Source organism: Proteocatella sphenisci DSM 23131, from assembly GCF_000423525.1.
GTDB classification, from domain to species: domain Bacteria; phylum Bacillota; class Clostridia; order Peptostreptococcales; family Filifactoraceae; genus Proteocatella; species Proteocatella sphenisci.
Genome location: NZ_AUID01000022.1, coordinates 22,420 through 46,354, shown reverse-complemented (window position 1 = coordinate 46,354; position 23,935 = coordinate 22,420). Strand labels below are relative to the sequence as shown.

Genomic DNA, 23,935 nt, shown 5'->3' with positions numbered 1-23,935 from the left:
TTTTCAAAGTATGACAGATAGGACATTCTCTGCCGGTATCCTGTCATATTTCCCATTTTTTTGTAAAGCATGAGGTGCTGAATCTCCGACAATGTGAACCCGATTTGCTTCAATCTCTGTATCTCGAGATAGTCACTCATGCATTTTTCGTCAAATTCATACTGATTGCCTGCCTTTTCAGGCAAAAGTAGCCCCAGTGACATATAATGCCTTATGGTATCTATGCTTGTATTATTAAGCTTTGCAAATTGTCCAATTTTCATTTGTTGTATTTACCTCCCTAAAGTAAATATTGCCGATATCAGGTTAATGAAAACATGTGTAAATGCATGAGCGCACATAGAATATGCCAGTCCACGCTTCCAGTATAGATACCCAAATCCTATGCCGCCTATGCCATTGAGAAGAAATGTTCTTGCCAGTACAGGCAGGGATAAGCCTATGATCTGTGCTGTAAATGGAATATGCCCTGCCGCAAAAAGTGCAGCCGAAATAAAGATTGAAGATATATATATCCAGCCAGGTATATTATTCCTGTCGCTGCCTCTTGAAAAAAACTTCCACAGCGCTAATACAAAAAATGACATGACAAAAAGCCTCAGCATTATCTCTTCAATTATACCACCGTATAGAATGCCTGTGACAAGATACAGGAGCGAAAATTCATAATTCGCAATTTCAGGAGGCAGATACCTCACAAAGATCAGCCTGTCCGAAAGCACTATGACAGCTGCCGTCAAAAACCCGATTGCCATAGCAATCATGAGCGAGTTTTTGTCGAAACGGAAATTGAGCCTCAGACTTACCTTTTCCGCAATAATAAGTCCTGCAAATGAAGATATCAGAGTTATTATACCGCCCTGAACAGCTGCAATGGCTATAAGAGCCTCTGTCGATCCCAGCTGCAGGATAATCTGATTCTTAATTGCATCACTGAACATATCCAGCTGATACATAGCGGCAAATGTGCTTGCGACTATCCCTGCAGCTGTAAATAAAAGGCTTATCTTCAGATTTCTGCGGTTTATTTTATTTTTCATATTACTGACCTCCAAAACTCTCCCTTAGCAATCGCAATATACTAAGGTACTCGATATCTATACCCTTTTTTTACAAATATTACTCTCTGTGATATATCCTCAGCCGGTTTTCCGTCTGGGTGTGAACCGATGCCTACATATATTTCCGATTTCAATGATTGAATTATTTGAAGTTTTTTCTAAGTTTAATAATTTTCGCTTTCTATTTTTAGCAATAATATCCTTAACTTTATAAATTCCTTCTACAACAAACATGGTTTCTAAATGATAATTTACAGTTCCTCTCCATACAAATGTATATCTATTTGCATTGCTTCAATTTTGGTACCATCTATGAACAGGGGTTTTAAAGTAACGAGTCGCTTTTTTCTTTGGGAGCTATTTCCCGACAGCTCATTTTCATTAAGATTCAGTTTATCATTTCACTGTCCACTCTTTCCTTATAGTCCAGAGCCCTGCCTGTATGCTTCCTGCAGCTTGAGATTCGGGTAGAAATTCGTAAGCACGACATCGCTTTCTCTGGTGATTCCGTAATCTCTGAGCATCTTTCTAAATTCCTGTTCGTCCTTTTCTGTCTCGCCTATGTATTTCAGGCTGAGTATCTTGTTCCAGTCGTACATGTCAAAAAAAACAGCCGCTTCTACAGGAACCTCGAGCTTTATTATCCTGCTGTCCCCTGATGCCTCTACGCTGTAAATATCCTTGAAAGCTCAGTACGGGTACTCTGCATTTTTAGGCCTCGCAACATATTTTCTCTTTGAAAAGCACTCTCCGTCACGCTCAATTATCTGTAGAACTGCCTCAGCCTGAGATGAATACAGGATTATCTTATTATTTCTGATATCCATTCTTTTATTACCTCCCATATGTTTCCATAGCATTTGCTGCTCCAAAGGATTATGCTCTCATCAAAAAGCCCGCTCCAGCTTTCAATTATACTTCTCTTTATATGCGGATAAAACTGTGACATATATGCCTGCGCATCGCTTGTTCTATACTAATCCAGGTATTTTCTGTGCCTTATCCTGTCCTGATCGTCTGAAGGAATATAGGAATAGTTAAGTATGGTCCCCCACTTGTCTATATTCACCATAGTTATGATATCCGGATCCACGGTAAGGTCAATTATGACCGTTGCCTTGCTTGGGAGCATCGTCGCCTCTCTTTCCATGGATACCCATATTATAGTTTATCCCAAACCACTGACCTTTTGCATGGATGTACAGTTCAGTCCTTGATGACGATTCATGTTTAAACATTATCAAAACCACTAATACTCCTGCCATGCAGAGCGCTATAATGTAAGAGAATACGAAATAATAGCTTTTGTGTATATCCAGCAGCAGACCGGACGTGGAAACTCCTGCTATTGCCCCAATGCCATATGCTGTAAATACAAGACCATAGTTGCGAGCGTAATTCTTCGCGCCATAAAGCTTCATCGTTGAAGCAGGAGCAATTGCAAGCCATCCCCCGAGATTGAACCATAATATGGAAAATGAGATGATATATACAAGCTTATTATCTTTACCCGCAACAATAAGCAGCAGAGATGCAGCTATAATAAGTGCATATGACAGCAGCATGGCTTTTTTGGAATCCAGCCTGTCCGTTATCCATCCGAATGAAGGTCTTCCCAGTCCATTGAATATGGCAAATAGAGCCATAAAGCTTATTACCTCTCCTGTTTCCATCCCGGCAAATTCAACACCAGTGCTCGTGGTCATCCCTATTATCGTAAGTCCTATCATAGTTCCTGCTACAAAATTAAGGTAAAGACCATTAAAGCTTCTTGTCCTTACCATCTCGGCCATCGCAAGATCACGAACGTTTTCCCCGGATGCCTGGATCTGATTGAGATCCCTGAGTTCTGACTCTGCTGGATACTTGAACGAATATGATAAGAACGGCAGCAATACTGCAAAGCCTATTCCAAGAACAAGAAAAGCCTTCAGCACGCCAAAATATTCAACCAGTTGTCTTGCGAGGGGAGCCGTGACCAGTGGCGAAAGCCCAAATCCAATCAGCACCATTCCAACGGCCAGGCCCTTTTTCTCTGGAAACCATTTTGCAACTACGGACATAGGAACTCCATATGCGATTCCTACTCCGGCACCTCCAATGCATCCATATGCAATCGTAAGTGTAACTATTCCAGTTGCAAAGGATGACAAAATCCATCCCGCAGAGACCAGAAACCCTCCAACAAGTATTATAACCCGGGGATTAAACCTCTCAATATACCTTCCTGTAATAAACATGAATATGGCATAGAAGGCAAGTGCCGTCATATATGGCAGCCCGCTCTGCGCAGACCCAATATCAAAGGCCTGCTCCAGTGAAATTCTGAAAACGCTGTAAGAATATACAGTTCCAAGAAACATCATTATTATTATTCCAAGGATAACATACTTCCATCTCGATTTTTTCTTATTTTCAATCATCAATTACTTTCCCTTTCTCTCCTGATTTTTTATAATAAAAAAAGCCAATAACGATCCTCATCCAAGAGTATCGTTACTGGCTAACTTCCGACTGGTTAAAAACCTTTCTAAAAGCCTTCCAAATCAATTAATCTGATATCATTTCCTCAATGTTCTTATCTGACACTATGGTGATTATCTTCTCGCCCGTCTTTGTGCTGACATCTGAATATGTGCTTATTATTTCTATATCTATAACAGACTTTATTACCGCTTCAAGTTCTTCCCTCGCGTTTTCAAACAGCGCAGTTCTGATCTTCTTTATCAGCTCGACGCCGTCCTTGTTCTGAGCAAGTTTTTTTCTGAAGTGCTCAGAAAACCTTTCAGCCTTATTATTATAAGATCCTGAAATATGATCGTTCTTATCTTCTCAGGTCCTCTTCCCATCTGTTCAATCTCAAACTTACTTATTGCTTCGCTTAGCTTCGATTCAATTTGTCATTTTGTCATGAACATCCTCCTTTATAATACCATATTTTAGAACTGGAATACAACCTCAAACTCCTCGAACACTACAAGTACATCCTCATTGAACTCAGCTCCAATTCCCTCAAGCTCTCTTGTGAAAAAATTTATATGAGCTCTTCTCCAGTAATCCAGAGACTTACCGCCCTCTCCTTCTATCATGGCATGCTCCTCACTTATGTCCCTGAAATGAACTATTGTGACATTTTTGTCCCTGATTATCGCAGAAACACCATGACTGGTACGTCATTTCAGTAGACTCCGGATTTTCTCCAATAGTCATGAGATATCTTTCCCACATTCCCTTTACTGATTTATCTTTGTCTTTCATTTTTCTGCTCCTATCATATGCCTATTTTCATATCTTTTCATGTCAAAGTCGCTGAATCTGTTCTTTCCTGATTTTTTTGCCTCATACATAGCAAAATCAGCATATTCTATCAGCTCATAAATATTTATCGTGTCTCTCAGGTAGGCAGCCATTCCGGCGCTGCAGCTTATATCAAGAGATGTTCCATCTATAAAAACAGGATCCTTCAGGATATACTTTTTTATTTTTTCCCAAAGTTCATTCACGTCATTCTCACCCACGCTGTCATATCCATGTATGTAGAGCCCAAATTCATCTCCGGCAATCCTCATGCATATTATATCGTAATAAGGTATTTTCATCATCCTTGATGCAAATTCCTTGAGATACTCGTCTCCTGCGGCATGCCCGTAAGTATCATTAATATTTTTAAATCCGTCTATATCAAGAAAAACATATATCCCCTGCCTGTCAGGTGACTTGGATATCATGAGTTCAATTTCTTCACGATACTGATACCTGCTCACAAGTCCAGTCAGCGCATCCTTTACCAGACGGTTGTTCAGATCCTCATTCAGCCTGTTTAGCCTCGCGTTTGATTTTTTAAGCTCTCTCTGCAGATTCAAAAGATTGTTATTCAGCTTCTGTATCTGCTCAAACTGAATCCTTATGGTCCTTTCATTGTCAGAAGTGAATTCTCTGTCCATGTTTTTTACCATTGAGCTCATGAACTTGAGTATTATGTCATTGCATGCAGAAGTCATGCAGTCCCTTCCAAGAATTGAGGTATCCTGTCCATAGACAAGAAATATGTCATTATGTGAAATAACAAAAATCGCCACCCTTATATCAGGTGTTCTTATTCTGAAATTCACATCAAATATCTGATCCACATCTTCAATAAGTACAGTTTCTACGAGCCTTGAAAGCTTTTCACGATCTCCGTCTGCAAATATATTCAGAAGGTTTTTTTCGAATGGTGATATAAGGTATACTGGCTGATACCATATTGTCTTTGTAATATTCCAGTCTCTGTCACATTCCATAAGGAACGATATCTTTTCAGCCATAATAAACTCCTTACTTATCTAAATTCCTCTTCTGCCAATCTTACAAGATCTGTAGCCTTTTCAGAATAAAAGTCAACTCCCCACACCTTCCAGATATCGCTCGTATAGTCAAATGCCTGGCCCCCTACCGCTATCTTGATATCAGGATAACGCTCCCTGATTGAGCTTACGATTTCCCTGCAGTCGACAAGGTAAATCGGCATGGTTACAGAAAGAGCCACAAGATCCGGCTTATGCTCTTCTATCGATCTTATCAAAGCCTCTCTTGGCAGTGCTGCTCCCATATAATATGTATCCCAGCCTCTGTATTCAAAGATATCTGAGAGCATCCTTATTCCCATTTCGTGAAGTTCTGTTCCTACAGTGCAGGACAGCAGGGACTTGTTCTTTCTTGGACTTGCAAATATCTCATCATAAAAGCTCGACATTATAGTCTGTGTTACCGAAGTAGCATAGTGCTCCTTTTCTACGGTGATGATATTTCTGTGCCAAAGGCTTCCTATCTCTACCATCGTTCTGGCTAGTATGCTTTCATATATTTCAACAAGCGGGACTCCCTGTTTTCTTGTTTCTTCTATGAGATCCTGAGCTTTTCTTGTTTCGCCTTTGAGAAGATGTTCAAGATAAGCCTTGCGTATTTCATAATTACTGCCTTCAGAAAAATTCGAAGACAGCGTGATGTCCGTTACAGAGGCTCTTGTAGATTCTATTGCGCTGCTGAGATACCTTGCAGACAGCTCAATGTCCTCTTCAGAAACCATACCTCTGGCTTTTTTCTTAAATATCTCCGAAAGGATCTGATAATGACCTACCATGTGCTCCATTATCCTGTCCCTGTCAAGGTCCTTCATCAGATTGCATAGCAGCTCATATATCCACTTAGCATATTCGGTAAACACTCTCTCATCTTTGAGACTTACCGCTGTCATCAGAAAACTGATATTATAAACGACATCATCATACATTAGCCGCTTTCTTCTCTCGTCCATCTCAAGCTCGAGCTTTGGATCCCTCTTAAACTGCTCCTGAAAAACAGCCTGCGCAATTTCAATATATCTATATTCTGAGTTGTTTATTAAAAGACTCATTCTAGCCTCCCGTTTTCCTCAATTAAGCATTTATAATATTTACTAACTGTTCTTTTCTTATTTCCCACATAGTTGTCTACAGAATCATTTCAGAAGAAACCGAAAGCCATATCGGGTAAAAAACGCCTTCTGGGCTCGGCACTATTTTTGAGGCATTTCTTGAATACCAGTCATAGAGATTCAGATAACATTCTTATGCTGCCCCTTAAAATCTAGTGGCGCCCTTAGCACTTCAAATATTCTGTATATAAGTTTTTCGATATATGCTTCAGTGTTAATATTTCTTATCAGAATGTATTCAGAAGTGCAATCACCATATTAATTAACAAACCCATAAATATTTTCTCCATTCTGGATAATAGTTCATCTGTAATGTAAATTATAAAGTATTTCCAGAATTATTACAATGCAAACTAAATGTAAACTAAATTATGTTTTTTTCATAAACATCCAGCTCTGCCAGTACATTTTTGAACTGCCTTAAGAACATAAGGCTTGTCACAGTGACTGCTATTACATCCGCAACCGGCTCTGCCAGAAACACTGCATCCACCTTGTTTTCGAAAAAAATCGGCAATATATAGATGAGCGGTATAAGAAGTATTATTTTTCTAAGCACAGCAAGAAATACCGAAGTCCTTGCATTGCCAAGCGCTATGAATGTCTGCTGGCAGCTTATCTGAATCCCGAATAATAATGAAGCCGCCATATATATCCTCATGGACCTGACTGATATTCCAATGAGCTCAGCATCTTTTGTGAAAATCACAGCGAATATCTGCGGATATATCATAGCAATCGCCCAGAGAGCAGCCGAATAAATCAGAGATATCTTAAGCAGAAGAAGAAACGCATCTTTTACCCGACTTCCATTTCCTGCCCCATAATTGTAGCTTATAATCGGGGCCGCGCCCTGTGTCAGCCCTGACAGCGGCAGCATCGAAAACTGCATTACACTCGAAAGTATAGTCATTGCCCCTACAGCAAGATCTCCGCCATATTTCAGCAAAGATGTGTTGAAAGATACAATGAGTATGCTCTCTGTAGACTGCATGATGAAAGGAGACAGTCCGAGTGCGAGACACGGAAGCAGCACTTTGAAATCTATTTTCAGATGTCTTTTTCTGATTTTAAGCACAGTCATGTTTCCTGTAAGGAATCTGAGAACCCATAACGCAGACACCGCCTGGGATATTATGGTTGCAAGTGCTGCCCCCTTTACTCCCATGTCGAGCCCGAAAATGAAAATCGGATCCAATATAATGTTCAGCACGGCTCCTACGAGCACAGTAATCATGCTTATCTTTGCAAATCCCTGTGCAGTGATGAATGCATTTAGCCCTAAGGCAATTTGCACAAAAATCGTTCCGCAGGCATATATGTTCATGTAATCAAGCGCGTATTCAACGGTATTCTCGCTTGCTCCAAAAGCCATGAGCATATTTTCCCCAAACAGCAGCACAGCGGCAGTAAGAATAACTGATATAAATACAAGAGCAGTAGTACAGTTTCCCATGATTTTCTCAGCGGAGTCCTTATCACCCTTCCCCATCATTATCGAAGCTCGGGGAGCGCCTCCCATACTTACAAGCGCAGCAAAAGCCGATATGACCATAATCACCGGCATCGTCACGCCCACTGCGGTAAGCGCCGTGGCTCCTACACCCTCAATATGTCCTATGTACATCCTGTCCACAAGATTGTACAGCAGATTTATTATCTGAGCTGTAATCGCAGGTACAGCCATCTTGAAAAGTAGACTGCTTATTTTTTCATTTCCCAGTTCATTATTATGTCTGTTATTCACGTCGTTTTGTTCCTTTCTTTAATCAAACTTTCCTGTTATGTTACTGTGCATCTTGTCGAGCGCAGTTTTCATAGCTTTGTATTCTTCCTCGCTTATGTCATGCGTGAGGATCTCAAAAAAGTCCTTCTGCAGCTCCTGCAGCTTATTCACAGTAGGTAATGCTTCAGGCTCAAGCTTAAGATGAATGCACCTTTTATCGTCTTCATCCACGACATAATATATAAGGCCTTTTCTATGCAGAGAGTCCACAGATTTCGATATCATGGATTTTGACATTACCCTGTATCTGACTATCTCGCTTGCCGTGTCAAACTGTCTGTTGTTACTCAAAAACAGGAGCACGTCAATCTCGCTCTGAGTAAGATTCAGCTCCTGTGATGTTTTCTGAAACATCATCTCATATGTTTTTTTGAGTTTCCAGTTGAATATTAAAAAGATGCTGTTATTAACATTTATTTCTTCTTTTCTCATAAGGTCACCTTCCGAAATATAGTTCAATATTGAACTATATTATCATATTTATTCACACAGGTCAAATCCGCACAATAATCAGTTTCTGTATTCACCCTTTAAGGTATACATCTCAAGGATATGCCCATCCATCCGTCTGTACAGCTCATTGTAGAAGAATCCATTTACAATGCCCTTGCTCGTAACAACCATTTCTGTTCCTCCCATTCTACACTTGTTCACTTTTCTTTTTTCCTGAGCTTAAGTACAATATTTTTTTCGCGCTGCTGCTGATTTTAAAACCTCTGTAGCAACAGCAGCCTTCTCTTTGACTGTAAGAGATTTTATGGATACCTCTTCCTCTATTTCCTTCGCTGCTGATTTCAAATCCTCAAGCTCCAGCAGATTTACCGCCATGCAGAAGAAGCTTTTCCTTCAGCTCAGAGTGGTATCTTTCCGTTCCAATCGAGATTAATATGTCCATTCTTAACTATTCTATACTATTCCTCTTTTTTACTTTTCTTATCAGTTTGTCTAGGCCCTCTCTTTGACGGCTACCTTTACGCTGTCCCCAGGTTGTTTTCCGATTTTCGCCCTGATATCTTTTCTAATCCCAATGATATAACATACAGATCCATCCGCATTTTTTACGCCCATGTTTACTATACTGCCATTATAAGCTTCCCCGTCAAAAACAGCATGCACTTTAACTCTTCCCTTCCCAAATTCCTGCTTCAGGTCATGAGGAAATGCTACATAAGCTCCATCTATATCTTGAACTTTCTGGATTACTGCTTCAAACTCATATGTCTTTTGATTCATAAACCATACCTCATTTTTTCATTAAATAATATATTTTTTTATTACGATTCTCATGACACCGGCTACTGTTGCAGAATTTAAGTAAGGATGTCCAAAATGAAATGCTGTTTTCTTTAACTCATCTTCAAATAGATCTTTAAATTGAATTTCATCATCTATATTTAATCTACTTAATTCTTCTTCAAAAGACTTACCGTATATAAATTCATATTCCTGCATCCCTTTTAAAAACCAAAACGTATCATAAAATGATGTACCATAAGCCCGAATCCAATCCCACATTATTTCAGGATCAGTAACATTTGGATTTTCTAAATGACATCTATGGCAAAGTAAAACTAAATTCGAAGGTTCGTCTTTTCCACCCAAAGAGTCCGGAATAATATGACACTTTTCAAGTGTATTTTTATATCCACATCTCCAACATCTTTCATTAGCTTCTAATGCATCCACACTTAAACCACATTCATCTACTCTAGAAAACCAATACTCTGAGATTTCACAAACTTTAGTTTTAATACTCATGACATTGTACCTTCCTTCTACTTTATTAACTATTTGACCCTTATCTGCCCCATCATTCCAGCTTCTTCATGCTCAAGTATGTGGCAATGATACATGAAAATACCTTTTTCCTCAAACTGAACCATTATTTTAACTATTTCACCAGGGGCAACAAAAACTGTGTCCTTCCAGCCAAGCTCATTGCTGCTAAGCTGGCCTGAGCTTCTTGACAAAATCTGAAATTGCACACCATGAATGTGGAAAGGATGCCCCATGCTGTGCATCATCGAAGCTGCACTCGTGATTTCCCATACCTCGATAACTCCAAGCTCGACAACATCATCTATTCTTTCCATGTCAAATTTTCTGCCATTTATTGCAACCATGTGGCCCATCCCATCGAGCTCAATCCTTTTAACAGGTGTCGAAGAATCAATCTTCATTCTTTCAATCTCTGCAAGCTCATCTGGTATAATTGTATCATCTTTCTGAGAATCAGCAATTCTGAAATACATCACATCAGAGTCACCGCTCTTCATGGCTACAGTCTGGCCTTTCTCAAACCTGCTGAAATCAACAATAATTTCGGCACGCTCACCCGGAGAAATGAACAGGCTTTTTTCGAGAACCGGACTTTCTAAAAATCCTCCATCCGACGCTATCTGATGAAATTGCGCACCATCGTCCACAGTAAGGTTGAAGTTACTTGCATTCGCACCATTAATTATCCTGAACCTCATTTTTACCTGGCTTACCTCAAGCGTAGGAGCAATTGCCCCATTCACTATGATCGTGTCCCCGACAGCCCCATCCATCATGTTTGAATTATAGTTAAAGCTGCCATCACTATTAAAGCTCCTGTCCTGCAAAATGAGGGGTATATCATCGACCCCATATGTCTTTGGCAGATCAAGCTCTTCGCTTACATCATCCTCAACAATCATAACCCCTGCAAGACCATAATAAACCTGACTTGCAGTGCTTCCAATCACATGAGGATGGAACCACAGCGTTGCAGCAGGCTGATTTATGACAAATGAAGGCTCCCAGATTTCTCCCGGCTTTATTGTCTGATGAGGTCCTCCGTCCTTGTCCCCGCTCACCTTCAGCCCATGCCAGTGAACCGATGTATCCTCGTCCAAGTCATTTTTTACATGCATATTCACTTGTTCGCCTCTTTTTACAATCACGACCGGTCCCAAAAAGTTTCCATTGTAGCCCATAGTCTGAGTTTTCTTATCTTCAAAAAATGTACTGCTTCCAAACTGAGCAGTCAGCTCATAATCTGCTACTTCTGGATCTGAGTTGCTATCCTCAAGCAGCGCAGGAACCGGGAGGCCTGCTGTTTCAGCCTCTTCAAATGCCGTATTTCTTATGTCACTGCAACCGGGGATTGCTGCTGTCGCAATTATTGCAGATAACAAAATGTATATATATTTATGTTTTTTACTCATCATTATTCACCTCACTGATCTTCCTGATTATAAACATTAGCTTATCTAAACATATATACCCACAAAAAGACAACCTCCCACAATCGAAAGGTTGCATATAATTTACTTTATCTCTTTCACACTGCCCACAATTCCGCTCTCAAGCATTCCCTTTATGCCGTGGTGATGGTCAGGTGAATTCGTGAGGATCCTTCTTACCGTACCCTCTGTAAGTTTTCCACTTCGCTGATCCTGCTTTTGTACAACCATCACAGTCAACCCGATCTTGATATTTATTCTCTTTGTTCCATCCATTTTACAATCCTCCAGAAATCATCATTTTGAGCAGTATTGCATCCCGAATTATGAATACCACAGCCGGCTACGATTAAAACATCAATACCTGCCTTAGGCTCTTCAAATAGCACAACCTTTAATTTTCTAGCGAGTACACTTGCAATCTCCAATCGCTTTAACTCTCCACCTGAAAACATATTAACCTTATAATTGCAATTGAAAGCAAAAAGTGCCTGATTCAAACCATCAGGCACCTTCAAAATTATTAAGCTTTATTCATTTCTGCTATATAAATCTTTGAATTCATTTTCCTTGCAATAGCTACTGCTTTTTTAGCATCATCTTTTGATAAAATAAACCTTCTAGATATCACATCTTTACCAATATGCATTTCTACATTGGGTCTGGATTTGATTGAATCTGTATGAATTGTATTTATTGCATTCCAGTCCCACATATTATGAAACTTCGTTCCACAGACAGTATAAAGAATATCCACACCTTCTTGTGAAATTACATGTTTTCTGTCAGAAAAAGTTGCAAGAATCATGATAATTCCAAATGGCAGGTAAAGCAAGTTACGATTTACAACTGAGTTATAGAAAGTGTAAACTCCCAATATTATAACTGCAACTTTTACCCACGTTTTTCGTTCTGGCATGATTCCGTAATATTCCATATTATATCCTTTCGTATATTGATAGTATTAGCTGATTTTTTTCTGCAGGCCACTAAGATTCTCCGCATTTCTTATTTCTGCAAGAGCTTTCATAGCCTTTTCATATGCTTCTTCTGGTGCAGCAGCTGGTCCGCGACCTTTTATTAGTTTACCAAACGCATTGGTTCTTGATCCATCAGCATATAAAATATTTCCACCCCAGCTTGCAGTAACAATAGCATAAATAGGGTTTATTATATTCATGAAGCAATATGGCAAGTATGAAAGTGTTGGAACACCCAGTACTGCTGCATGATATGCACCGCAAGATGACCAAGGAATAAGTGGTGACCATAAAGTACCACCATCTTCAAGTGTTCTTGAAAGCATATTTCTTCCAAGACCCATTTCGTCAAAGTTATCCTTATACATTGATGCAGGAATTATTAATCCTAAATACTGGTCACACATAGTTGTAATACAGAACATTGAAGTTGTAATGGTAACTAGAATTAACTGGAATGGAGTTTTAACTTTCTTGATAAGTCCACCAAGAAGTGATTCTACTGAACCAATTTTTTGAAGTACACCACCAAAAGCAACCGCAACTATTACAAGGTTGTTAGTCCAAAGCATACTATCCATACCACCTCTGTTTACAAGTTTTGTAAACAATGCGTTTCCTGATTCAGCCTCATATCCATAGTGGAGCATTTGGATGCAGTCAGCGATTCCAGCCCCTTGGAATATTAAGGCAAATGCACATCCAATCAAAGAAAGAAGTACTACCGAAGGAATAGCTGGCATCTTTATTACCGCTACTACTATAATCAGTAAAATAGGAATAAGAAGAATTGGGCTCATATATGTATAGTGTTCAACGATTGCCGCTGACAGCTCATTTGCAAGCGTAGGGTCATAACTTCCAACGTTTGAAAGTGAGAAAAATGCAAATATGCATGTTGCCATAATTAAACTTGGTAAAGTTGTAGTTACCATTGCTCCCACATGATCAAAAAGTCCAGTCTGTGCAGAACCTGCAGCCAGATTTGTTGAATCTGAAAGTGGTGAGAACTTGTCTCCACAACACGCTCCCGAAAGAACAGCTCCTGCAATAAGTGCCGGGTTTAACCCCATTGTTGTCCCTATAGCCATAAATGCAATACCAAGCGTTGCTGATACTGTCCATGCCGAACCCAGTGCAATCCCTACAACTGCACAAAGAATTGTCACAAATGGAAGGAATATAGCTGGTGTAAGTAGCTTTAGTCCATAATATACTACTGCTGGGATAGTTCCAGATGCAGTAAATGAACCAATCAGGCATCCTACAAGAAGAATTATAATTATTGCTTCAAGGGACTGATTAACCGCTTCAAGTCCTGCCGCAAGCATTTCCTTATAGTTATAGCCACACAGTTTTCCAATAAGCATAGCAACTCCACATGAAAGAGTTACAGGAATATGAGGATCGAGTCCCCACCCAAGTGCATAGTTTGTAATCATTATTGTCAAAAGAAAAACAATTGGAATAATGGCTTCTACTTTGTTGGGTAATCTGATCACTTTGTTCTTTTCGTTCATAAAAACACCTCCAAAAATATTATAATGTACAAAATTACAATTTCAGTATAACATTCTCTCCGTCAAGGAAGTGTCAATAAAATGTCAAGGAAGTGTCAATGCATATTAATAAAAGCATTAACTTCTTCCGCCCAAGAATATTGAGCCATGTATTCTCCATGATAGAATTTTCTTCCCTCCACCATATTTTCTATCCACTTAAAGTAGTCACACTCTATACATTCTAAGTTTGCCAATCCAACCTGCCCTCTTTCACTATATATTATTTTTCCACATCCAAGTTCGTTAAGCACATCCTGCAAATCTTTTTTCAGCATCCTATAGTAAGAATCATGCCCTTCTTCTTCCCATAGATTTGCAATTACTTCCTTTGAAGTACATCTTGTGCCCTTTCGATGAACAAGATATGCTAAAAGTTCTTTTGTCTTGTCAAATTTAAATTTTACAGGTTTTTCATCTATAAGTATATCAAAATTTCCAAAACAGCTTATCTGTATCCTCTGCTTTTCTTCCCCCACTGGACTTTCTTGAGATGAATACCTTAGATTTTCAAGTGCGTGACGTATCTGCTCTACGTTCGCTGGCTTCATTATATAATCACTTGCATCGAGTCTAAAGGCCTCTCCCATATGGTCCGAATAACCAGTCACAAATATAAAATTAGTCTTCGGGTACAATTGCTTAATCTTATTTGCAAACTCTATTCCATTTAACCCTGGCATTTGTATATCAACAAAGCAAACATGAAACTGTTGTTTGGCAAGTTCCAGTGACTTAACAGGATTAATTTCTGTTACAACTTCTGCTTTTTCATCAACTTCACGTATTAATGCTGCAAGATACTCTGCTGCAATTATTTCATCGTCCAATACTAAATATTTCACGTCTTTCACCACTCTCCAATCTTGTATTTTTTCTTTCTCCAGGAATAATAATTCTTACAGTTGTTCCAATTCCTATAAAACTTATAATTTCCATTTCTGCCCTGACCATACTTTTTAGCCGTTCCTTTACATTATGTATCCCAACATGTGGTCTTCCATCATTTAATGCTTTGTCTATTTCAAAACCTATTCCATTATCTTGAATTGTTATGATATGATCTCGCCCCTTCTTTTCTGCAGAAATTTTTATGGTTCCACCCTCAAGTTTGTTGCATATTCCGTGCTTAACTGCATTTTCCACAATTGGCTGCAAAGTCAGAGTTGGCATATTAAAATCATCTGATTTTATATCATATTTTACCTTTACTCTATCTCCAAATCTCAGTTTTTCTATATCCAGATAAATATTTGTATGTTCTAGTTCCTGAGAAAAAGGATTTGTGTCATTTTCGCCCATGCTGTACATATTTTCCCTAAGATATCCAGAAAATTTTATAGTTGTTTCCTCTGCAAGCTTCGGATTTACTCGGCAAAGTGCAGTTATTGTATTTAATGTATTATATAAGAAGTGAGGCTGTATCTGTGAAAGCATCAGTAATAATCTTTGTTCCCTGAGTTTTAGTTCTTTTTCCTCATTTATCTGCTGTGATATATATACATGTATTACAAGGTAATAAAACAAAAATGCTACAGCATAAGTTTCGTTCAATATTCCTACACTCATCCCTATTGATTCCATAATATTTGCTGCCATTAGACATGCTATGCAGAAGAAGGCTTGAAGTTGATTTATATTTTTATTTGTGTAAAATTTCAGATTCAATATAAGAAGAAGTATCACCCAATATACCCATTCTGTAACAATAAAGGCATGCCCTAAAAGTGCAACTTCCAGGCTTCCACCAGCTCCAAAATAAAATACATTGTTTTTAAAAAATGCACCACAGTAAAAAAGAAAATTTACTATGGCGGGAATATAGATTGTTTTATTTTTGGGTTCTACCATATTTATCAGTATCGCCATAACTAAAGGCTTTAGAGAATAATAGATTATACCTGTTATGATGAGCGATAATCCTAATACAGCCTGGTCTTTAAGATAATTCATATAAAATTCCGACATAGACAGAATAAAAAGCAGAGTCATATTTATAACCATCCGTTTTTTTATAAATATATCTACCGCTGATTCCATGGTAACAACAAAATATGTACCTACCACCATTGCAATGAGTGTATAGTTTTCAACAAGATAATTTTGCAAATATATCTCTTTCACGTAGTTCACCTCTTACTTTAGTATCCATAATACATCCATCCTGCCTGGCGATGCCTGCAGCCCAGGCTCTTTGCCCACATGCGTGCACCAGATGCTTCTTCCTTGTCTTCTCCTTCATATATAGTTCCTAAGAAATCAGCAAACCCGCTTAATCCACCGACATCATCCAGCACAGATACACCCACTTTGTTAATACAAACCGGTTTGTGCTTACTTATTACAATATCTTCTGCCACTTTAAGTTCATATTCATCAATAATATTATTCTTGAGAAGATCTTCGCAATCTTTATATTTGGTTATCTTGATTTTCCAGTTATCGCCAAAGTCATAATTATAGATAAGTTCTTCAGTTACATGGGAAATTCCTTCTAAATTAATATCTTCACCTTGAGCCGCAATAACTTTATTTACTTCTAATCGTTCTAACAAGCTTTCGGTTCCACCATCAAGAATAATAGATGAATTCATCTCCTGCAGGGTTAACTCAATTAATGGAGCTTTTTTTATTATTCTCATTTCAGAATTTTTATCTTTTTCTGCTCGTTTCCAATATTCACTGAAGGGTTCCCTAACTTCTAACATTTTAAAACGCTTTAAGAGTCTCTGCACATCTTGTCTTGCTGCTTCGGGATGTTCCATAGTTCCTCCATATATGTACGGACCTGTGTACTTTTTCTTGAGCCAGACTTTTAAACTTCCCTTTTCATAATCATCATTCCAGAAAATATCAGCTTCGCATTCAGATGGAGGCTGAAATAGTATGCCTACCAGATCAGACCAGCCTTTGACAGTACCTCCTGTCAGTTTGTTATATATATCCTCCGGTAAATAAAAACTGCGCAGGTGCGAGTTTTGCCATCCAAATAACTTTTGAATTGTATAATGAAGATTGTGAAGTGGCATATCAGAAGGAATCAGAATATCCCTTATGATGGATTCCCCACTTGCAGATTCGCCATATCTTTTTAGCATTCTTTTCTGATAATCCGACAGATAATCACATTTTAATTCTAAACGCAGAAGAACCGGCGTAATTTTATTTTTTATCGCACTTATATTTTCTTTCATTTTCCGCACCTTTCCATTTCTTTCTCATACTTTATATATAATTTCTTTTACCAGAACATTTCGCATGGGTTCAATATATTTATTTTACCATATTTTTTATATTTAGGGATTTCTCATTTTGACTTGTACTATAGGATGATTGACAATTATTGTCGTTTGTATTAAAATATTCATCGGATGATTGGAGGATTAAAATGAAAGCGATAAAATATTCTATACCTAAACAAATTGCAGATGACATAGAGAGGCAGATAAAGAATAATGTTTTTACTGTCGGGCAGAAATTGCCCACTGAGCCTGAACTTGTAAAACAATACGGTGCAAGCAGAAATACTGTTCGTGAAGCAGTGCAGTCTTTGATTCATGCAGGTATACTTGAGTCGAAACAAGGAAACGGAACTTATGTAATTGCTAAGGATAGGCTACAAGTTGATTTGTTTAGTCTGATGACTGAAGTAACTCAAGAAAACATTGTGGAAGTGCGAACATTATTAGAGGTATACATTGTGGAATCTGCAATTCTGCATATGAATGAAGACGATATTAAAAAGATAGAACAATGCTTATTGCTACGTAACAATATGTCAACAGAAATCAAAGAAAATACACAAGCAGATATTAATTTTCATATATCTATCGCCTGTGCTACCCATAACTTATTGTTAATCAAAATGTATCAATATGTTACACAGTTTTTTTCGGAATTTATAGCATCAAAGACAATATGCCATATTGATGAACATCTTTATATAGACGAATTGCATAGCAATTTAGTGTCTGCTATCAAAAATAAAGACCTTGCTTCTGCAAAAAATACTATAAAAAAAATTATAAATTTATAGGGAGAACCTGCTAATGAGAAAAAAAGAAAAAATTTTAATTATCCTTGGAATAATATTTATTTCCTTCAATCTGAGAGCACCCATCACAGCCGTAGGATCTGTTGTAAACCTAATTTCAGAAGAATTTGATCTTACAACAGGAATGGCTGGATTTATTACAACTTTACCTTTAGTTGCATTTGCTGTGGTTTCTCCTTTTGTATCTAATATATCGAAGAAGCTCGGATATGGAAAAACCATGCTTTTCGGTCTTATTATCATTATGCTGGGTGAAATCGTACGCTCTTACACAGGTGTGTCTGGTTTGTTTATCGGCACAGCTTTATTAGGTATCGGCATTGCCATCGGCAATGTACTGATTCCAAGTATTATCAAGCTGAAATTTGGAAAAAATATTGGTAAAATGATAAGTGTTTACACATCTTCAATGTGCATTTTCGCCGCTGTCGGAGCAGGTGTCAGTATGCCGCTTGCAAAAGGCTTTAATTTAGGTTGGAAAAATGCACTCGCAGTATGGTTTATGCTCACGCTGTTTACACTTGTCATTTGGACGCCACAGCTTAAAAAAGAAAAAACTGATGAAAGGAAAGATACGGTATTAACTTCAGCTTCTACTTCCTCAACCTCAATATGGACAAGTAAAACCGCATGGTCTGTAACAATATTTATGGGTATACAGTCACTTCTTTTTTATTCTATGGTTGCATGGCTTCCCACAATAATTCTATCAAAGGGTATGGATCACTCTTTCGCGAGCAATATGGCACTTACATATCAGTTAGTTGCTATTCCTGCTACATTACTGATACCAGTCCTCTGCGATAAATTTAAAAATCAAAAAGGTTTGGTTATGGCTACCTGTTCAACTTATTTAATTGGAATGTTGCTATTTTTAATAGGGACATCTCCATTTGTTTTAGTGCTTTCTGTATTGCTGATGTCTTTAGGTATGGGCGGAAGTATAAGCTTATCTATTGCTTTTATTTCACTTAGAAGTCCAAATCCCCAAAAGGCATCTGAGCTTTCGGGAATGTCGCAATCTGCAGGATATTTGTTGGCAGCAATTGGCCCTACTTTGATGGGAACAATATATGATTTTACGTATAGCTGGTCTGTTCCAATTATGATTTTTATAGGTTTAATTATTTTGCTTTCTTTTATCGGTTTACAAGCCGGTAATGATATTACAGTTAAAGAATAGAAATACGGAAGTTGTCAATTATGTTGGCGCTTCCGTTAATTTTTTCGGTTGTAGAGTTGGACCTTATATATTCTCGACAAATGAATCTTCAAAAAATTCAAATCCACCCTTACCATTTCTTTTCACTTCATACATTCTGGAATCTGCATTTCTCAACAAAGTTTCACTGTCTTTACCACTGTCAGGATAGATTGCAATACCAATAGAAGAGTTCATATAACATTCATTATCCCCTATATGCATAACTTCCTGCAATGCCCTATGGATCTTTTGAACTACATTGCCAATCTCTTTTTTATCTCTAATACCTCGTAGAATCACTGAATATTCATCTCCACCCATTCTTGCGGCTGTATCTGACTTTCGGATATACTTTTGAATTCGTTGTCCTACAGATATTAAAACCTCATCCCCAGCTTCATGCCCATAGCTGTCATTGATGTCTTTAAATCCATCTAAATCAATAAAAAGCAGTGCAAACTGAGTATTATCTCTTTCACTTTCAAGAATTAGTCTCTCTAATCTCTCAAAAAACAATCTCCTGTTAGGAAGTCCTGTTAGCTTATCGAAGTTGGCTTGTTTTTCCAGCTCTATTTCCAATTTTTTGCGCTCTGTTATATCTGTTGCTGAACCTACAATGTGAGACACTTTATCATCTTCAATAATGGGAGTTAAAGTCGTTAACCAAATACGTTCCCCAACAGGTAAATTTAATTCTTCTTCATATGCGATACTATTACAGGCCACAACGCATCTTTTATAGTTTTCTGAAACAATATCTCCCATTTCTTTACCAAGCAATTCTTGTGGAGATTTATTCATTATCTGTTCAAGAAGAATACCTGTCTTATTCTGATGGGCAAGATTATTTCGAACATAACGGAATTCACCATTTTTCAGTACTTTTATCAGAAACATGGCATCCTGAGTCCCATTAAATACTTTTTCATATTCTTTAGTTAGCCTTGTAATCTCTTTTTCTTTTTCTTTCAGGTCCGTGATATCAGTATGCGCTCCCAGCATACGAATGGCTTTTCCATTTTTGTCTCTTATAGCTAAACCCCTGCATCTTATCCAGACCGTAGACCCATTTTTATGTTTGTATCGTACAATTTGATCATATGGATGATTAGAATCTGCACAATGTTTTCCAAAATTCTCTATAGCTAATTTCAAGTCTTCCTGAAAGATAATATCCTGCCATTCACTTGCCAAATGCTTTTTTTCATCTGGATTATAACCCAGTGTTTCCCAGAATTTAGGGCTCATCCACTCCATTTCAGGATTTTCTAAATCCCAATACCAGATCCCATCTAAAGAACCTGATTGTATAAATTCAAAAATATTGGTATCGTTTTTGACTAAATTATACAACTCATTTTTCAAATACATTCCTTCCATAAATAACTCGATTCCTCTCTTCACATATTTACTTCTATATTATAACTTCTTTTCCCAGAATATACCTCATGCGGATACTTCTGTCATCAATTACTAATGCATTGAAGCAATATCCCTCGTCAAATGCCCCCACGTTATTGAAATACCTTCCACCTGAACGGGTTGCCATATAGAAAGCTTCTGATAGTTTTGCAGTTGCATCCTGGCAGTGAACCGCCATACAGTTCGGATTTTTCATTAATGCCAGAACATCATCATCCATGAAAATGCAGTGCGCCATTATAGTTGGCCTTTGTCCAATCAGCTTGTTCTGATAACTCGATATAATATTCAGGGCTGTTCTGATCCATATTAAGCTTGCCTGTGAACGCAAACAATCCCCTTTGCTCAAGTATGTCGAACAGAATTTCAGATGATTCATAATGAATAGAAGGGAAACAGTTCACATGCAAAGTTCCCTGGCGTAACAGCTCATCCACAAACCAGGAATACACCTTTCTTGCATATCGCAAAAACCAGGAATGATAAGATGATTCCCCCAGTCTATTATATTTTCTCTGGGAAAGCCGTCTGGAAGCTGACTGCAGATTTCTTTTACAAGTCCATCAGCAACCAATATATATTAATTATCTTTGCTGAGCAAAGTATCTTTATCCTGGCTGTATATTACATTCCCTCTATATGCTCTGTAACTGCTGTATTCTTTCATATAGTTCCTTTCTTTTGGCTTGGGGTAGTGAAAAGTGCCCCAAAAGCCTTTGCATGGTACAATTCATGTGTTTTGGCAGGTTAATGTGAATATTGTTTTCTCGTTTTAAGTTTTACTAAATTTTGGCATAGGGCCTTTCTTATACAAGAGGTGTATCTGCGCACCCAATGGATCAAGTTATTTATATCACTCTGTTTTATGCTCTCATAATTTACAGACCATCTCCTAATGCCTTAAGAGAGTAATAATTACGACAATACCATTTACTTTGTAACATTTTTGTTTTTTTAATCGTAAATTTAAAATTTTTCTATAAAATCGTCAAAATAATTGTCAACTTGCTATTTTACGTCCTCACTCTCTATTATGGTTTGTATTTCTCTATCTTTGGGTTCTTTTAGTTTTTTCTTTAAAGCAAACCCATCACTAATTGTCGGAATTATAAAGAATATTAACTCAATATATAAAAAAATTAATAATTTGTTTTGTAATAAATACTCTGATAAATTCAAATAATAAAAGCCAATTAAAGTTATAGAAAACACAATGAGCATCTTTTTACTAGTTATATATAATGTATTTTTATTTTTTGTAGTAAGAGTGGTATACAGCTCATCAATAATAATTTCTCTTACTTTTTCATCTGAGTATTTTTCTGAACTTTTTTTTGTTTGGTTTTTAATTACACTCTCATATGCTTGATGAGCTAATTTTTGAGGGCTGGATAATATATTTATACTTATCTGCATATTAATAATCCAATAATTTAACATATAAATAGGTGATGTTAGTGATATAGATATAAGTATTAATTTCCATAAATCCCATTCTATAAAATATGATCTTTTGTAAAAAAATATAAATATTGTGCATGGTACAATATTAGTGGCTACCGCTAATATTATACCGTACATTGATTCTATCTCGTTGTCATTTCCGTTCATCAATCCCTTAAGTTTTTCTAACTGATCTATCATATTATTTACCTCGTTTCAAGCAGTTCTAATATACCTAACTCTTCATCACCTATCCATGATAAGCCTTAATTGTTCCTTTTTGATTTTAAATCACACAAAAATATATTAGTGATCATATACCGTCTATAATTCTACTATCATTATATCAACTACATTTGGTAATTTACACTTCAACTAGGTTTTCACAATTGGAAACCACTGAGAAATCCGTTATTCTTTAGTAGTGCTATTTTGTACTCATTAAATAATCCTCCGAGTTTTTAGAGTTAACTTTAAAAACTTTAAAAAATCGTAAATTTGAGTTTTTAAAGCTAACTATATTTACTTAATTAGATTATTTCATCTCCGAAGGATTATTTTAAGTTACCGACAATTTGTCGTTTACGATAGAAACATTGAGAAGTTAAGTAATTTTTTATTGATTCATGAATAAAACTGGAAATTGATGGCTATTTTGCTTCTTGAACCTCTTTCATCAGTCTCTTAGGATCATTTCTTAATTTCCATAATTCATTGTTATGTCTTATCTTTATTGATACCTTATTAGATTTCATAAATTCGTTGATCTTACCGGAAGAGTATCCCTCCATTTTTAAGAACCGTTTTAACTCTCTAATTGTGGCTTGACTTTTTTCAAAAACAAGACGATCTTCAGCCTCAGCTCTATTAATTCCCCAAAATTTATTTAGAACACGAATAATTTCATCATCAACAACATCTGCATCATATAGTGCTGCTATAGTGTTTTCAATTCCTACTTCAATTGCATCTGAAAAGGCTACCTCTCCGGCTTGATTTACACTATCTCCGTATAATTTTATAGCTAAATCTCTAACAATTTTTCCACCTTCCAAAAAATATTCCTTAACATAATCGCTGTTGATTTTAGTCATAACCACTCCTCCAATCATGATATTCTAACTATCTTTCTATTATAGAAATAATTTTAATTATATATGAATCTACTTATGCTCATTAACTAAAAACATTCCCCGATACATTTCTAATCAACCTACAAAAGTCATCCCATTCATCTGGAAACTTGTTATCACCATACTTCTTTATATTTCGACCACTTTTAATAATTTCTAAACTCCACTGAGTACCATCACAAACGTCAGGCTCTATATACTTAGACTTCCAGTCTAGCAAATTCAGCATTTTTAACTCATCGATAAACTTATAAAGAGTATTCTGTCTGATTGTCTTTTCATAATAATCTTCTGCACCGGCGCATAAATGGCTCCACTTGAGCTTCCTGTTTTCATAATCTATATCCACTTCAAAATAGCCACCAAAATAACCACCAACTGATGTCTTTATTCTTATAATCTCATTATATGCCTTATCAATAGATATCTGCCTACCCCATTCATTTTCACAATCCTTACAGTAATATTCCGGTTCTGAATCAGTGATGCAGCAACTACCAAGCTTTATCTTTCCTTCCTCAGTCATCAAGAAAGCATCGTGAGTTTGCATACCATAGATAATTTTGATTACATTTAAAGAGCCGCATCTAGGACATTTATTGTACTTAATTGCCACAACATCACCTCTT

At 37.2% G+C, this 23,935-nt stretch carries 31 protein-coding genes and 2 pseudogenes; 2 read left to right on the top strand and 31 right to left on the bottom strand.

Annotated features, from left to right (window positions below):
* The 26 genes and pseudogenes from G558_RS0109080 to G558_RS13870 form a co-directional block, all read right to left on the bottom strand.
* On the bottom strand, positions 1–263 hold a 263-nt coding region (locus G558_RS0109080), incomplete at its 3' end, for a MerR family transcriptional regulator (protein ID WP_028829885.1).
* A gap of 9 nt (positions 264–272) precedes the next feature.
* The gene (locus G558_RS13470; protein WP_051188617.1) at positions 273–1,040 is read right to left on the bottom strand and encodes a CPBP family intramembrane glutamic endopeptidase; all 768 of its coding nucleotides are present in this window, start codon (positions 1,038–1,040) and stop codon (positions 273–275) included.
* 440 nt (positions 1,041–1,480) lie between these two features.
* Positions 1,481–1,702 (bottom strand): DUF3841 domain-containing protein, encoded by a 222-nt coding sequence (locus G558_RS14350; protein WP_242825229.1) that lies wholly within the window; start codon positions 1,700–1,702, stop codon positions 1,481–1,483.
* A 48-nt stretch (positions 1,703–1,750) separates the two neighbouring features.
* A complete protein-coding gene (locus G558_RS14345; protein WP_242825225.1) occupies positions 1,751–1,888 on the bottom strand; it encodes a DUF3841 domain-containing protein in 138 nt (45 codons plus the stop codon).
* A pseudogene (locus G558_RS14340) lies at positions 1,864–2,193 on the bottom strand (DUF3841 domain-containing protein). Before G558_RS14340 ends, G558_RS14345 begins: the two are co-directional and overlap by 25 nt.
* Positions 2,162–3,484 (bottom strand): L-lactate MFS transporter, encoded by a 1,323-nt coding sequence (locus G558_RS12900; RefSeq protein ID WP_071604472.1) that lies wholly within the window; start codon positions 3,482–3,484, stop codon positions 2,162–2,164. The pseudogene G558_RS14340 and the gene G558_RS12900 overlap by 32 nt, the downstream one beginning before the upstream one ends.
* A gap of 127 nt (positions 3,485–3,611) precedes the next feature.
* Positions 3,612–3,958, bottom strand: a pseudogene (locus G558_RS14560) (DUF2294 domain-containing protein).
* A gap of 42 nt (positions 3,959–4,000) precedes the next feature.
* On the bottom strand, positions 4,001–4,168 hold the full coding sequence (locus G558_RS14335) for an ASCH domain-containing protein (RefSeq protein WP_242825228.1): 168 nt from the start codon (positions 4,166–4,168) through the stop codon (positions 4,001–4,003).
* Positions 4,161–4,319, bottom strand: coding sequence for a hypothetical protein (locus tag G558_RS14330; protein ID WP_242825224.1), 159 nt, complete (start codon positions 4,317–4,319; stop codon positions 4,161–4,163). The genes G558_RS14335 and G558_RS14330 overlap by 8 nt, the downstream gene beginning before the upstream one ends.
* On the bottom strand, positions 4,316–5,368 hold the full coding sequence (locus G558_RS0109030; RefSeq protein ID WP_028829883.1) for a GGDEF domain-containing protein: 1,053 nt from the start codon (positions 5,366–5,368) through the stop codon (positions 4,316–4,318). Before G558_RS0109030 ends, G558_RS14330 begins: the two co-directional genes overlap by 4 nt.
* Positions 5,369–5,382: 14 nt before the next feature.
* Entirely contained in the window at positions 5,383–6,456 is a 1,074-nt protein-coding gene (locus tag G558_RS0109025; protein ID WP_028829882.1) for a cobalamin B12-binding domain-containing protein, read from the bottom strand.
* A gap of 76 nt (positions 6,457–6,532) precedes the next feature.
* Positions 6,533–6,640 carry a DUF3841 domain-containing protein gene (locus G558_RS14555; RefSeq protein WP_071604474.1) on the bottom strand — a complete coding sequence of 36 codons (108 nt, stop codon included), beginning with the start codon at positions 6,638–6,640 and terminating at the stop codon, positions 6,533–6,535.
* 240 nt (positions 6,641–6,880) lie between these two features.
* A complete protein-coding gene (locus G558_RS0109020; protein ID WP_028829881.1) occupies positions 6,881–8,263 on the bottom strand; it encodes an MATE family efflux transporter in 1,383 nt (460 codons plus the stop codon).
* An 18-nt stretch (positions 8,264–8,281) separates the two neighbouring features.
* Positions 8,282–8,734: a MarR family winged helix-turn-helix transcriptional regulator gene (locus G558_RS12885; RefSeq protein WP_051188616.1), complete on the bottom strand. Its 453-nt coding sequence runs from the start codon at positions 8,732–8,734 to the stop codon at positions 8,282–8,284.
* A 78-nt stretch (positions 8,735–8,812) separates the two neighbouring features.
* The gene (locus G558_RS14185; protein ID WP_207636214.1) at positions 8,813–8,956 is read right to left on the bottom strand and encodes a hypothetical protein; all 144 of its coding nucleotides are present in this window, start codon (positions 8,954–8,956) and stop codon (positions 8,813–8,815) included.
* An 18-nt stretch (positions 8,957–8,974) separates the two neighbouring features.
* Complete coding sequence (locus G558_RS14010) at positions 8,975–9,130, bottom strand: hypothetical protein (protein WP_156888540.1); 156 nt, start codon at positions 9,128–9,130, stop codon at positions 8,975–8,977.
* Positions 9,131–9,247: 117 nt separating this feature from the next.
* Complete coding sequence (locus G558_RS0109000) at positions 9,248–9,535, bottom strand: DUF1905 domain-containing protein (RefSeq protein ID WP_028829880.1); 288 nt, start codon at positions 9,533–9,535, stop codon at positions 9,248–9,250.
* A 21-nt stretch (positions 9,536–9,556) separates the two neighbouring features.
* The gene (locus G558_RS0108995) at positions 9,557–10,060 is read right to left on the bottom strand and encodes an HNH endonuclease (protein WP_028829879.1); all 504 of its coding nucleotides are present in this window, start codon (positions 10,058–10,060) and stop codon (positions 9,557–9,559) included.
* Positions 10,061–10,089: 29 nt separating this feature from the next.
* Complete coding sequence (locus G558_RS0108990; protein ID WP_028829878.1) at positions 10,090–11,496, bottom strand: multicopper oxidase family protein; 1,407 nt, start codon at positions 11,494–11,496, stop codon at positions 10,090–10,092.
* Between the two features lie 99 nt (positions 11,497–11,595).
* Positions 11,596–11,787 (bottom strand): YwbE family protein, encoded by a 192-nt coding sequence (locus G558_RS0108985; protein WP_028829877.1) that lies wholly within the window; start codon positions 11,785–11,787, stop codon positions 11,596–11,598.
* Complete coding sequence (locus G558_RS14460) at positions 11,766–12,011, bottom strand: hypothetical protein (RefSeq protein WP_028829876.1); 246 nt, start codon at positions 12,009–12,011, stop codon at positions 11,766–11,768. Before G558_RS14460 ends, G558_RS0108985 begins: the two co-directional genes overlap by 22 nt.
* A gap of 23 nt (positions 12,012–12,034) precedes the next feature.
* Positions 12,035–12,448: a hypothetical protein gene (locus tag G558_RS0108975; RefSeq protein ID WP_028829875.1), complete on the bottom strand. Its 414-nt coding sequence runs from the start codon at positions 12,446–12,448 to the stop codon at positions 12,035–12,037.
* A gap of 27 nt (positions 12,449–12,475) precedes the next feature.
* Positions 12,476–14,011, bottom strand: coding sequence for a Na+/H+ antiporter NhaC (gene nhaC / locus G558_RS0108970; protein ID WP_028829874.1), 1,536 nt, complete (start codon positions 14,009–14,011; stop codon positions 12,476–12,478).
* Positions 14,012–14,106: 95 nt separating this feature from the next.
* Positions 14,107–14,895: a LytR/AlgR family response regulator transcription factor gene (locus tag G558_RS0108965; RefSeq protein WP_028829873.1), complete on the bottom strand. Its 789-nt coding sequence runs from the start codon at positions 14,893–14,895 to the stop codon at positions 14,107–14,109.
* Complete coding sequence (locus tag G558_RS0108960; RefSeq protein WP_028829872.1) at positions 14,870–16,174, bottom strand: sensor histidine kinase; 1,305 nt, start codon at positions 16,172–16,174, stop codon at positions 14,870–14,872. The genes G558_RS0108965 and G558_RS0108960 overlap by 26 nt, the downstream gene beginning before the upstream one ends.
* Before the next feature lie 17 nt (positions 16,175–16,191).
* A complete protein-coding gene (locus G558_RS13870; RefSeq protein ID WP_084502868.1) occupies positions 16,192–17,244 on the bottom strand; it encodes an IS1096 element passenger TnpR family protein in 1,053 nt (350 codons plus the stop codon).
* A gap of 194 nt (positions 17,245–17,438) precedes the next feature.
* Here G558_RS13870 and G558_RS0108950 point away from each other — a divergent pair, with 194 nt between their 5' ends.
* Positions 17,439–18,086, top strand: coding sequence for a FadR/GntR family transcriptional regulator (locus G558_RS0108950; RefSeq protein WP_028829871.1), 648 nt, complete (start codon positions 17,439–17,441; stop codon positions 18,084–18,086).
* A gap of 13 nt (positions 18,087–18,099) precedes the next feature.
* Complete coding sequence (locus G558_RS0108945; protein WP_028829870.1) at positions 18,100–19,287, top strand: CynX/NimT family MFS transporter; 1,188 nt, start codon at positions 18,100–18,102, stop codon at positions 19,285–19,287.
* Positions 19,288–19,350: 63 nt separating this feature from the next.
* Here G558_RS0108945 and G558_RS0108940 read toward each other — a convergent pair whose 3' ends face one another.
* The 5 genes from G558_RS0108940 to G558_RS13460 all read right to left on the bottom strand — a co-directional run bounded on the left by G558_RS0108940 (position 19,351) and on the right by G558_RS13460 (position 23,922).
* Positions 19,351–20,688 carry a sensor domain-containing diguanylate cyclase gene (locus tag G558_RS0108940; protein WP_028829869.1) on the bottom strand — a complete coding sequence of 446 codons (1,338 nt, stop codon included), beginning with the start codon at positions 20,686–20,688 and terminating at the stop codon, positions 19,351–19,353.
* Positions 20,689–20,722: 34 nt separating this feature from the next.
* The gene (locus G558_RS0108935) at positions 20,723–21,061 is read right to left on the bottom strand and encodes a hypothetical protein (RefSeq protein ID WP_028829868.1); all 339 of its coding nucleotides are present in this window, start codon (positions 21,059–21,061) and stop codon (positions 20,723–20,725) included.
* Between the two features lie 677 nt (positions 21,062–21,738).
* Entirely contained in the window at positions 21,739–22,374 is a 636-nt protein-coding gene (locus G558_RS0108920; protein WP_028829867.1) for a hypothetical protein, read from the bottom strand.
* Positions 22,375–22,823: 449 nt separating this feature from the next.
* Positions 22,824–23,267: a hypothetical protein gene (locus tag G558_RS0108915; protein WP_028829866.1), complete on the bottom strand. Its 444-nt coding sequence runs from the start codon at positions 23,265–23,267 to the stop codon at positions 22,824–22,826.
* Positions 23,268–23,349: 82 nt separating this feature from the next.
* Complete coding sequence (locus G558_RS13460; protein ID WP_051188615.1) at positions 23,350–23,922, bottom strand: hypothetical protein; 573 nt, start codon at positions 23,920–23,922, stop codon at positions 23,350–23,352.
* Between the last annotated feature and the right edge of the window lie 13 nt (positions 23,923–23,935).

Coding starts and splice junctions, on each gene's coding strand:
- G558_RS13470 (WP_051188617.1), bottom strand. CDS start 1,040: ATGAAAAATAAAATAAACCGCAGAAATCTGAAGATAAGCCTTTTATTT.
- G558_RS14345 (WP_242825225.1), bottom strand. CDS start 1,888: ATGGATATCAGAAATAATAAGATAATCCTGTATTCATCTCAGGCTGAG.
- G558_RS12900 (WP_071604472.1), bottom strand. CDS start 3,484: ATGATTGAAAATAAGAAAAAATCGAGATGGAAGTATGTTATCCTTGGA.
- G558_RS14330 (WP_242825224.1), bottom strand. CDS start 4,319: ATGAAAGACAAAGATAAATCAGTAAAGGGAATGTGGGAAAGATATCTC.
- G558_RS0109030 (WP_028829883.1), bottom strand. CDS start 5,368: ATGGCTGAAAAGATATCGTTCCTTATGGAATGTGACAGAGACTGGAAT.
- G558_RS0109025 (WP_028829882.1), bottom strand. CDS start 6,456: ATGAGTCTTTTAATAAACAACTCAGAATATAGATATATTGAAATTGCG.
- G558_RS12885 (WP_051188616.1), bottom strand. CDS start 8,734: ATGAGAAAAGAAGAAATAAATGTTAATAACAGCATCTTTTTAATATTC.
- G558_RS14010 (WP_156888540.1), bottom strand. CDS start 9,130: ATGGCGGTAAATCTGCTGGAGCTTGAGGATTTGAAATCAGCAGCGAAG.
- G558_RS0109000 (WP_028829880.1), bottom strand. CDS start 9,535: ATGAATCAAAAGACATATGAGTTTGAAGCAGTAATCCAGAAAGTTCAA.
- G558_RS0108995 (WP_028829879.1), bottom strand. CDS start 10,060: ATGAGTATTAAAACTAAAGTTTGTGAAATCTCAGAGTATTGGTTTTCT.
- G558_RS0108990 (WP_028829878.1), bottom strand. CDS start 11,496: ATGATGAGTAAAAAACATAAATATATATACATTTTGTTATCTGCAATA.
- G558_RS0108985 (WP_028829877.1), bottom strand. CDS start 11,787: ATGGATGGAACAAAGAGAATAAATATCAAGATCGGGTTGACTGTGATG.
- G558_RS0108975 (WP_028829875.1), bottom strand. CDS start 12,448: ATGGAATATTACGGAATCATGCCAGAACGAAAAACGTGGGTAAAAGTT.
- nhaC (WP_028829874.1), bottom strand. CDS start 14,011: ATGAACGAAAAGAACAAAGTGATCAGATTACCCAACAAAGTAGAAGCC.
- G558_RS13870 (WP_084502868.1), bottom strand. CDS start 17,244: ATGAAAGAAAATATAAGTGCGATAAAAAATAAAATTACGCCGGTTCTT.
- G558_RS0108950 (WP_028829871.1), top strand. CDS start 17,439: ATGAAAGCGATAAAATATTCTATACCTAAACAAATTGCAGATGACATA.
- G558_RS0108945 (WP_028829870.1), top strand. CDS start 18,100: ATGAGAAAAAAAGAAAAAATTTTAATTATCCTTGGAATAATATTTATT.
- G558_RS0108940 (WP_028829869.1), bottom strand. CDS start 20,688: ATGGAAGGAATGTATTTGAAAAATGAGTTGTATAATTTAGTCAAAAAC.
- G558_RS0108920 (WP_028829867.1), bottom strand. CDS start 22,374: ATGATAGATCAGTTAGAAAAACTTAAGGGATTGATGAACGGAAATGAC.
- G558_RS0108915 (WP_028829866.1), bottom strand. CDS start 23,267: ATGACTAAAATCAACAGCGATTATGTTAAGGAATATTTTTTGGAAGGT.